Source organism: Aliiroseovarius sp. (genome assembly GCF_030148435.1).
In the GTDB taxonomy this organism is placed as follows: Bacteria; Pseudomonadota; Alphaproteobacteria; order Rhodobacterales; family Rhodobacteraceae; genus JASBTN01.
The window spans coordinates 56,217-65,379 of sequence record NZ_JASBTN010000066.1 but is presented as its reverse complement, the minus strand read 5'-3'; the positions used below and the strand labels follow the sequence as shown (position 1 = coordinate 65,379).

Annotated in this window: 11 protein-coding genes and 1 pseudogene; all 12 read right to left on the bottom strand. The window is 63.3% G+C overall.

Annotation, left to right across the window (positions count from 1 at the left end; all coding sequences use genetic code 11):
• A pseudogene (locus tag Q1V43_RS12070) lies at positions 1–426 on the bottom strand (NADH-quinone oxidoreductase subunit L); the annotation flags it as partial.
• Positions 427–433: 7 nt separating this feature from the next.
• Positions 434–739 carry an NADH-quinone oxidoreductase subunit NuoK gene (gene nuoK, locus Q1V43_RS12065; protein ID WP_300518221.1) on the bottom strand — a complete coding sequence of 102 codons (306 nt, stop codon included), beginning with the start codon at positions 737–739 and terminating at the stop codon, positions 434–436.
• Between the two features lie 78 nt (positions 740–817).
• Positions 818–1,432, bottom strand: coding sequence for an NADH-quinone oxidoreductase subunit J (locus Q1V43_RS12060; RefSeq protein WP_300518218.1), 615 nt, complete (start codon positions 1,430–1,432; stop codon positions 818–820).
• Entirely contained in the window at positions 1,429–1,836 is a 408-nt protein-coding gene (locus tag Q1V43_RS12055; RefSeq protein ID WP_300518216.1) for a carboxymuconolactone decarboxylase family protein, read from the bottom strand. The genes Q1V43_RS12060 and Q1V43_RS12055 overlap by 4 nt, the downstream gene beginning before the upstream one ends.
• On the bottom strand, positions 1,833–2,324 hold the full coding sequence (gene nuoI / locus Q1V43_RS12050) for an NADH-quinone oxidoreductase subunit NuoI (protein ID WP_300518214.1): 492 nt from the start codon (positions 2,322–2,324) through the stop codon (positions 1,833–1,835). Before nuoI ends, Q1V43_RS12055 begins: the two co-directional genes overlap by 4 nt.
• 3 nt (positions 2,325–2,327) lie before the next feature.
• Complete coding sequence (nuoH, locus tag Q1V43_RS12045) at positions 2,328–3,365, bottom strand: NADH-quinone oxidoreductase subunit NuoH (RefSeq protein ID WP_300518211.1); 1,038 nt, start codon at positions 3,363–3,365, stop codon at positions 2,328–2,330.
• 14 nt (positions 3,366–3,379) lie between these two features.
• Positions 3,380–3,697 (bottom strand): hypothetical protein, encoded by a 318-nt coding sequence (locus tag Q1V43_RS12040; RefSeq protein WP_300518230.1) that lies wholly within the window; start codon positions 3,695–3,697, stop codon positions 3,380–3,382.
• A gap of 111 nt (positions 3,698–3,808) precedes the next feature.
• The gene (gene nuoG / locus Q1V43_RS12035; RefSeq protein ID WP_300518209.1) at positions 3,809–5,827 is read right to left on the bottom strand and encodes an NADH-quinone oxidoreductase subunit NuoG; all 2,019 of its coding nucleotides are present in this window, start codon (positions 5,825–5,827) and stop codon (positions 3,809–3,811) included.
• Positions 5,828–5,881: 54 nt separating this feature from the next.
• Positions 5,882–6,301, bottom strand: coding sequence for a DUF5333 domain-containing protein (locus Q1V43_RS12030; protein WP_300518206.1), 420 nt, complete (start codon positions 6,299–6,301; stop codon positions 5,882–5,884).
• 135 nt (positions 6,302–6,436) lie between these two features.
• Positions 6,437–7,732 (bottom strand): NADH-quinone oxidoreductase subunit NuoF, encoded by a 1,296-nt coding sequence (gene nuoF, locus Q1V43_RS12025; RefSeq protein WP_300518203.1) that lies wholly within the window; start codon positions 7,730–7,732, stop codon positions 6,437–6,439.
• Positions 7,733–7,736: 4 nt separating this feature from the next.
• Complete coding sequence (locus Q1V43_RS12020) at positions 7,737–7,961, bottom strand: DUF5337 domain-containing protein (RefSeq protein WP_300518201.1); 225 nt, start codon at positions 7,959–7,961, stop codon at positions 7,737–7,739.
• Between the two features lie 15 nt (positions 7,962–7,976).
• Positions 7,977–9,065 (bottom strand): NADH-quinone oxidoreductase subunit NuoE, encoded by a 1,089-nt coding sequence (nuoE, locus tag Q1V43_RS12015; RefSeq protein ID WP_300518198.1) that lies wholly within the window; start codon positions 9,063–9,065, stop codon positions 7,977–7,979.
• Positions 9,066–9,163 lie beyond the last annotated feature (98 nt).

Genomic DNA, 9,163 nt, shown 5'->3' with positions numbered 1-9,163 from the left:
GAAGAACATCTGAAGCAGGTTGTCTGCCGTCACCAGCATCAGCATGGCGAAGGTGAAGAAGCTCAGATAGGCGAAGAAGCGGGGACGGTAGCTTACGCCTTTGAACTGAGGATCATCGGCCATGTAACCGACCGAATAGAGGTGCACCAGCGACGAGACCGAGGTGACGACGATCAGCATGATCGCGGTCAGGCGGTCCAGGCGGATCGACCAGTCAACCGACAGGCTGCCGGACTGCACCCAGTCCAGGATGTGGATGTACTGCGTCTCCTGGCCCAGGCCCAGAAAGACGATCCAGGACAGCGCGGCCGCGAGGAACAACAGGCCGGTGGTCACATATTGCGCGCCCTTGTCGCCGATCACGCGGTGGCCGAAGCCAGCGATCAGCGCGCCGATGAGCGGGGCGAAGAGGATGATGGTCGCCATGGTTGCCTCAGCCTTTCATCACGTTGACATCTTCAACCGCGATGGTGCCACGGTTGCGGAAGAAACTGACGAGGATCGCCAGGCCGATGGCCGCCTCGGCGGCCGCGACGGTCAGGATGAACAGGGTGAACACCTGTCCCACCAGGTCGCCCAGGTAGGTCGAAAATGCCACCAGGTTGATGTTGACCGACAGCAGCATCAGCTCGATCGACATGAGCAGGATGATGATGTTCTTGCGGTTCAGGAAAAGCCCGAAGACGCCGATGACGAACAATGCCGCCCCCACGCCCAGGTAATGTTCAAGTCCAACCATTTCTCTTTCGTCCCTCGTTCTCCGGTGTTTCCGTTTTCGACAAGGAAAACGGTCCGAAATTTCGTTCCCGGGGGGGCCTTACAGCCCCTGCCCCGGTTTCACGTCCAGCATTTCCAGCGCCTGGGCCGGGTCGCGGTGCATCTGTGCGACAACGTTCTGTCGTTTGACATTGGTGCGGTGGCGCAGCGTCAGCACGATCGCGCCGATCATCGCAACCAGCAGGATCAGCCCGGCCAGCTGGAACAGCAGGATGTAATCGGTGTACAGGACCTGCCCCAGAGCCATGGTGTTGTGGGTTTCCTCGATCGCGGGGGTAATCGCCGCGCGGGCCGCTTCCGCCCCGTCCGAGAACTGCCAGACCCCGATCACGGAGCCCAGCTGCAGCAGCAGGATCACCCCGATCAGCAGGGCCAGCGGCACCGACTGGGCCATGCCCGCCTTCAATTCGGCAAAGTCCACGTCCAGCATCATCACGACGAACAGGAACAGGACCGCCACCGCGCCGACGTAGACAATTATCAGAAGCATCGCCAGGAACTCGGCGCCCAAGAGGACAAAGAGCCCGGCCGCGCCAAGGAAGGACGCGATCAGCCACAGGACCGAATGCACGGGGTTCTTCGACACCACGGTGCAGAAGCCCGACGCCACCGTTGTGATGGCAAGGATGTAAAAGGCGAAATCGGCAACGCTCATGCGTCGTCCTCCTCGTTTTCGTCAAACACGGCCTGCGCGAGTTCCAGCGCCCGGTTCATTGCCGGAAGGCCGCCCAGCATGGACATCTGATAGATCACCTCGGCGATCTCTTTTTCGGTGGCGCCGGCCTCCAGGGCATGGCGCACTGTCACCTTGATCTGCGGCCCCGCCTGTGCGCCCAGCACGACCAGCCCGGCCAGCGTGATCAACATGCGCGTCTTGGAGTCCAGACCTTCCTTGTTGAAGGCATTGCCGAACATCATGTCCATCATGTCCTTGGGCATGGTGGGCATGAGCTTGTCGAAATCATGCGGGCGGAAGTTCTCCAGCGCGGGATTGAAGGCGCGGAGCATGTCCTGCCCCTGCTCCATCATCTGGGCGTAGATCTTGGTGAAATCACTCATCGGTACGGTGCATCCAGTTCGAGGTTGCGGGCGATCTCGGCTTCCCAGCGCTCGCCGTTCTCCAGGAGCTTGGCCTTGTCGTAGAACAGCTCTTCGCGGGTTTCGGTCGCGAATTCGAAATTCGGCCCCTCGACGATCGCATCCACCGGGCAGGCTTCCTGGCAGAAACCGCAGTAGATGCATTTCGTCATGTCGATGTCATAGCGCGTGGTGCGGCGCGAGCCATCCTCGCGCGGTTCGGCGTCGATGGTGATCGCCTGCGCGGGGCAGATCGCCTCGCAGAGCTTGCAGGCGATGCAGCGCTCTTCGCCGTTGGGATAGCGGCGAAGGGCGTGTTCGCCGCGGAAGCGGGGCGACAGCGGGCCCTTTTCATGCGGATACATCAGCGTGGCCTTGGGCTTGAAGAAGTACTTCAGGCCAAGCTTGAAGCCGACGATGAAATCGTTCAGCAGGAAGTACTTGGTTGCACGTGCGTAGTCGAATGCCATCGGTCAGCCCCCCACGGTCCAGCGGGCATAGGCGCCCCAGAAGAGCCCGTATTGGGCGAAGAATGCGACCAGAACGACCCAGGCCAGCGACAGCGGCAGGAAAACTTTCCAACCGATGCGCATCAGCTGGTCGTAGCGGTAGCGCGGCGTGATGGCCTTCACCATCGAGAAGACGAAGAAGAAGAACACGATCTTGATCAGCAGCCAGAAGATACCGTCCGGCAGGGCCTTGATCGGCGACAGCCAACCCCCGAAGAAGAGCAGCGAGATCAGCGTGCACATCAGCACGATGGCCACGTATTCACCCACCATGAACAGCAGGAACGGGGTCGAGCTGTATTCGACCTGGTACCCGGCAACCAGTTCCGATTCCGCTTCCGGCAGGTCGAAGGGCGGGCGGTTGGTCTCGGCCAGCGACGAGATCAGGAACAGGAACACCATCGGGAAATGCGGCAGCCAATACCAGCTGAACAGCCCTGCGCCGTCCTGCGCCATGACAATGTCACCGAAGTTCAGCGAACCGGTCGAAATCACCACACCGATGATGATCAGACCGATGGAAACCTCGTAGGAGATCATCTGCGCGGCCGAGCGCAGCGAGCCCAGGAACGGGTATTTCGAGTTCGACGCCCAGCCGCCCATGATCACGCCATAGACCTCCAGCGAGGACACGGCAAAGACGAACAGGATCGCCACGTTCAGGTCGGCCACGACCCAGCCGTCATTGAACGGGATCACCGCCCAGGCGGTCATGGCCAGGGTCAGCGACAGCATCGGCGCCAGGAAAAAGACGAACCGGTCGGCCCCGGCGGGCACGACGATTTCCTTCAGCACGTATTTCAAGAAGTCCGCGAAGGACTGCATGAGGCCAAAGGCGCCCACCACATTGGGGCCCTTGCGCAGCTGGACCGCAGCCCAGATCTTGCGGTCGCCCCACAGCAGGAAGGCCAGCGCCACCAGCAGCGGCACAACGACGGCCAGGGACTGGAGGACGATGAGCAGGAAGATGCCCAAGTTTGTTGTCGTGAAGAATTCAACCATGTTTCCCTATGCCCTCAGACCGTCGGTATCCCGTTTTCCGCGCAATTCTGGACGGTGACTTCGGCGTCAATCGTCTTCAATCCGCGGGGCAGCGCCGCCGAGATGGTGTAAACCGCATCCCCCGACCAAACGCCACCATTCTTGTCCACATTCGTGCGCACATGGCGCGCGAAACCATATCCGCGGATCAGCGCATATTGCGCTGCCGCACATTCTCCGTAGGCGGCGACATCATTGTTGTCACGCGCACCCGTCATCTGCACCTGGAACGACACCAGGTCGCCGTCCAGAAGCCGCGTTTCGATCCCCTGATAGGCGGGGGTGAAGGACATTTCCACGCCCCCCTGCCCCGCGCCCGGCTGCGCACAGGCCGACAGGGCGGCCAGGGCCACCACGGTCGTTGGTGCGGTCAGCACATATGCGGGGATCCTGTGCATTGCCGGTTACTCCGCCGCCATCTTCGCTTCGACGCGCGCCTTGGCGTTGGCGGAGAGCTCCGCCATGACCTCGGAGGCGCGTGCGATCGGATTGGTCAGATAGAAATCCTTGATCGCGTTGACGAAACTGGCCTTTGCCGGCTTTTTCAGCGGCTCGCGGACCCAGTCATTCGCTGCGATCTGGTCCAGCTGGCCCAGATGCGGCACCGCTTCGACCAGGGCGCGGCGCAGACCGGCCTGGCTGTCCCAGGGCTGGGTCGCGTCCAACTCGGCCGACAGGGCGCGCAGGATGGCCCAGTTTTCCTTGGCTTCACCCGGCGGGAACGCCGCGCGCAGAGCCAGTTGCGGGCGGCCCTCGGTGTTCACGAATAGCCCGCCTTCCTCGGTATAGGCCGCGCCCGGCAGCACCACGTCGGCGCGGTGCGCGCCACGGTCGCCGTGCGAGCCCTGGTAGATCACGAAGGCCCCCTTCGATATCTCGACCTCGTCGGCGCCCAGGTTGTAAACCACCTCGGCCTCGTCCATTGCGGCGGTGATGCCGCCCTGGGTGACACAGCCCGCGTCCATCGCGCCGACGCGCCCGGCGGCGGTGTGCAGCACCATCAGCTTGCTGTCGGATCCTTCGGCCAGCTTCATCGCCTGGCTCAGCACCGCGGCGCCATCGGCTTCGCGCAGGGCGCCCATGCCAACGATCACGACCGAACGCTTGTCCTTGACGCCCCCGTGATCGGATTCAGCCAGATCGACGAGCGCCTGACGGTCGGCTCCGACATGGTGGTAGTCATAGGTCAGGTCAACCGCCTCGCCGATCAGGCCGACCTCGGCGCCTTTCAGCCAGGCCTTGCGGATCCGTGCGTTCAGCACCGGTGCCTCGTCGCGCGGGTTGGTGCCGATCAGCTGGATCAGCTCGGCGTTGTCGATGTCCTCGATGGTCGCGGTGCCCAGATAGCCCGAGCGGTTCGCCTCCGGCAGCTTGGCGTCATCCGTGCGGCATTCTACGTTTCCGCCCAGGCCTTCGATCAGCTGTTTCAGGGCAAATGCGGCCTCGACCGAGACCAGATCGCCAACGATACCGGCAACCTTCCTGCCCTTCATGCCCGCGGCAGCGGCAGCAAGGGCTTCAGCCCAGGTGGCGGGCTTCAGCTTGCCGTCGACGCGCACATAGGGGCGGTCCAGACGCTGGCGACGCAGCCCGTCCCAGACGAACCGGGTCTTGTCGGAAATCCATTCCTCGTTCACGCCATCATGGTTGCGCGGCAGGATGCGTTTGACCTCGCGCCCCTTGGTATCCACGCGGATGTTCGAACCCAGGGCGTCCATGACGTCGATGGTCTCGGTCTTGGTCAGCTCCCAGGGGCGGGCGGTAAAGGCGTAGGGTTTCGAGGTCAGGGCGCCGACCGGGCAGAGGTCGATGATGTTGCCCTGCATGTTCGAGTCCAGCGTCTGGTTCAGATAGCTGGTGATCTCGGCGTCCTCGCCACGGCCGGTCTGGCCCATCTGGGAGATGCCCGCGACCTCGGTGGTGAAGCGCACGCAGCGGGTGCAGGAGATGCAGCGGGTCATCGCCGTCGACACGAGCGGGCCGAGGTTCAGATCATCCACCGCGCGCTTGCCTTCCGTGAACCGGGTGCCCGACAGACCATAGGCCATGGCCTGGTCCTGCAGGTCGCATTCGCCGCCCTGATCGCAGATCGGGCAGTCCAGCGGGTGGTTGATCAGCATGAATTCCATCACGCCTTCGCGGGCCTTCTTGACCATCGGCGAATTGGTCTTCACCACCGGGGCCTGGCCTTCGGGACCGGGGCGCAGATCGCGCACCTGCATCGCGCAGGAGGCGGTGGGTTTCGGGGGACCGCCAACCACTTCGACCAGGCACATACGGCAGTTGCCGGCAATCGAAAGGCGCTCGTGATAGCAGAAACGCGGGATTTCCACGCCCGCTTCCTCACACGCCTGGATCAGCGTCATCGCGCCGTCCACCTCGATTTCCTTGTCGTCAATGACGATCTTTTTCAGGTCGCTCATCACGGTCCCTTTTCATCCCACGGGGGCGACACGCCCCCGCATTTTGTCTTGGCCTCAGTCACGTCGCAGGAATGCGCCGACCTCGGTCTTGTTTTCGATCTCGGCGCGGCCCACCGCGCAGAAGCTTTCCCCGTCCCCCTTCACGGCGCCTTGTGCAAAGGCCCAGGGTTCGGCAAGGGCGCGAAACCGCGCCTGCTCGGTCTTGTCATCGACATAGGCCGAGATTTCCTTGTTCGTGTAGCCCAGTCCCCGCGCGTAGCGTTGCAGTTTCATCGCCTCGGTGAAGAGGTAGAACTTGCGGCGCTTCAGGCTGTCGCAGTTTTCCTGCAGCACATAGGCCTTGGAGGCCGCCAGCAGGCGCGCGTGGATATGCGCGTCCTCGCGGATGGCGGTGTAATCCGTGGCCGTGGCAGCCGGGGCGGCGCTGGCGGTCAGAAGGCCCGCGACCAGAAGGGCGTTACGCGTGTTACTCATCAGAAGTCTCCTTTCGTAAGAAAGGAGGTGGGAGCGGCGGGGGCTGATATGCCATAACACAGGGGCAAGAGCAGCGATTTCCCGCCGCCTGTCAAATCCTTGCAGATATGTGCCCCCACGGCCATCTGTCTGTCCTTACTCGGCTGCCATCGCGCCCATACGGCCCGATTTCTGCGCTTTGATGCGGTCCTCGATCTCTTCGCGGAAGTTGCGGATCAGACCCTGGATCGGCCAGGCCGCCGCGTCGCCCAGAGCGCAGATCGTGTGACCTTCGACCTGTTTGGTGACATCAAAGAGCATGTCGATCTCTTCCAGTTCGGCCTCGCCGCGCACCAGGCGGTCCATCACGCGCATCATCCAGCCGGTGCCCTCACGGCACGGCGTGCACTGGCCGCAGCTTTCGTGCTTGTAGAATTTCGACAGGCGCCAGATCGCCTTGATGATATCGGTCTGCTTGTCCATGACGATGACCGCAGCGGTGCCCAGCGACGAGCCCACGTCACGCAGAGCATCGAAGTCCATGATCGCGTCGCGCATGTTCTCGCCGCGCACACAAGGCACGGACGAGCCGCCGGGAATGACCGCCAGCAGGTTGTCCCAGCCGCCGCGAATGCCGCCGCAATGTTTCTCGATCAGTTCCTCGAAGGGGATCGACATGGCTTCTTCGACCACGCAGGGGTTGTTCACGTGACCCGAGATGCCGAACAGCTTGGTGCCCGCGTTGTTCGGACGGCCAAAGCCGGCGAACCATTCGGGGCCGCGGCGCAGGATGGTCGGCACCGTGGCGATGCTTTCCACGTTGTTGACCGTGGTCGGGCAACCGTACAGACCCGCGCCCGCCGGGAAGGGCGGCTTCATGCGCGGCATGCCCTTCTTGCCTTCGAGGCTTTCGATCAGCGCGGTTTCCTCGCCGCAGATATAGGCGCCGGCGCCGTGGTGCAGGTAGAGGTCGAAATCCCAGCCGCTGCCGGCCGCGTTCTTGCCCACAAGGCCCGCGTCATAGGCCTCGTCGATGGCCGCTTGCAGGGCTTCGCGCTCGCGGATGTATTCACCACGAATATAGATATAGCAGGCATGCGCGCCCATCGCGAAGGAGGCGATCAGGCAGCCCTCGATCAGCGTGTGCGGATCGTGGCGCATGATCTCGCGGTCCTTGCAGGTGCCGGGCTCGGATTCGTCGGCATTGACCACCAGATAGGCCGGGCGCCCGTCGCTTTCCTTGGGCATGAAGGACCATTTGAGGCCGGTCGGGAAGCCCGCGCCGCCACGGCCGCGCAGGCCCGAGGCCTTCATCTGGTCCACGATCCAGTCGCGGCCCTTCTGGATGATCCCGGCGGTGCCGTCCCAGTGGCCGCGCGCCTTCGCGCCCGCCAGGGTGCGTTCGTGCATGCCGTAAAGGTTGGTAAAGATCCGATCCTGATCCTTCAGCATTCGTTCATCCCTCGTCATCCTGACGCGCACGCCAGATCCGGTAAATTGCAATCAGCGCCCAGGCAAAGCCCGCCAGCGCGGCAAGGTCGAACAGGGCCAGCGTCCGTTGAGACCACCCCAATTGCGACCCGGCAAAGGTCGAGCCGATCCACAGCACGCCGGTCAGGGCGATGACCACGGCGGCCACCCTGCCTTGTCTGGCGGTATCTTGTTTCGGATCGATGCTCATGCCCCCAGCCATTCGTCAGTACACGTCGCCCTTCTTGACCTTCTTCGCGAAAGCCGTCTCGCCACCCTCGGCGAGCACCCTGGCCTGCTCGATCCAGCCATCGCGCTGGATGCGGCCCTTGAAGGACAGGTTGTCGTCGACCCAGGCGACCTCGGCCTCGGTCCATTTGGCGATCTGGTCGAAATGCCAGAACCCCAGTTCGTTCAGGGTCTGCTCCAGCTTGGGGCCAACGCCCTTGAGCTGTTTCAGATCATCGGCACCGGCCTTGCGCGGCGCTTTCAGGGTGCGCGGTTTTTTCGATGCGGCCCCGCCTTCGGCGGCGGCAGGTTTAGCGGCGGATTTCGCCTTCGGCGCGGCGGCTTTCCTGGCCGGTTTCGCGGCAGGCTTGCCACCGGTCTTGCCCTGCCAGGGGGTCAGCAGCGGCACTTCGGTGCCGTCGATGCGCTTGATCGTGTCGCCGATGTCGGTCGCCAGCTGGACGGAAGCGTTGTATTGCGTCTTGCCGCTTTCGTATTCGGTCAGCGAGGTCAGGCCCGACAGCGGTTCGGCGCCGTAGCGGCCGTTCTGCGGGCCCGGCACCGGCACGTTACCGGCGGCCATCTCGTCGATCAGCCGGGCAAAGCTCTCGGCGGTCAGGTCTTCGTAGTAATCCTTGCCGATCTGGGCCATCGGCGCGTTGGTGCAGGATCCGAGGCACTCGACCTCTTCCCAGCTGAACTTGCCGTCGGCCGACACCACATGGGGCTTGTCGGCGATCTTTTCGCGGCAGACCGCGATCAGGTCTTCGGCGCCGCAGATCATGCAGGAGGTTGTGCCGCAGATCTGGATATGAGCCACAGAACCAACCGGTTGCAGCTGGAACATGAAATAGAACGAGGCCACCTCGAACACGCGGATATTGGCCATGCCCAGCATGTCCGCCACATATTCGATCGCGGGCCTGGTCAGCCAGCCTTCCTGCTCCTGGGCGCGCCACAGAAGCGGAATGACCGCAGAGGCCTGTCGGCCTTCCGGATACTTGGTGATCTGTGCTTCGGCCCAGGCCTGGTTGGCGGGCGTGAAAGCGAAGCTTTCGGGCTGTTCGTGGTGCAGGCGGCGCAGCATCAGACTGTCTCGACCTCTTCTCTTACCAAAGTCGGGCGCGCCCGGGGCGGGCGGCCAAGGTTTCGTAAGCGCCTGCGCCGAAGCGGAGGGCCCGGCTT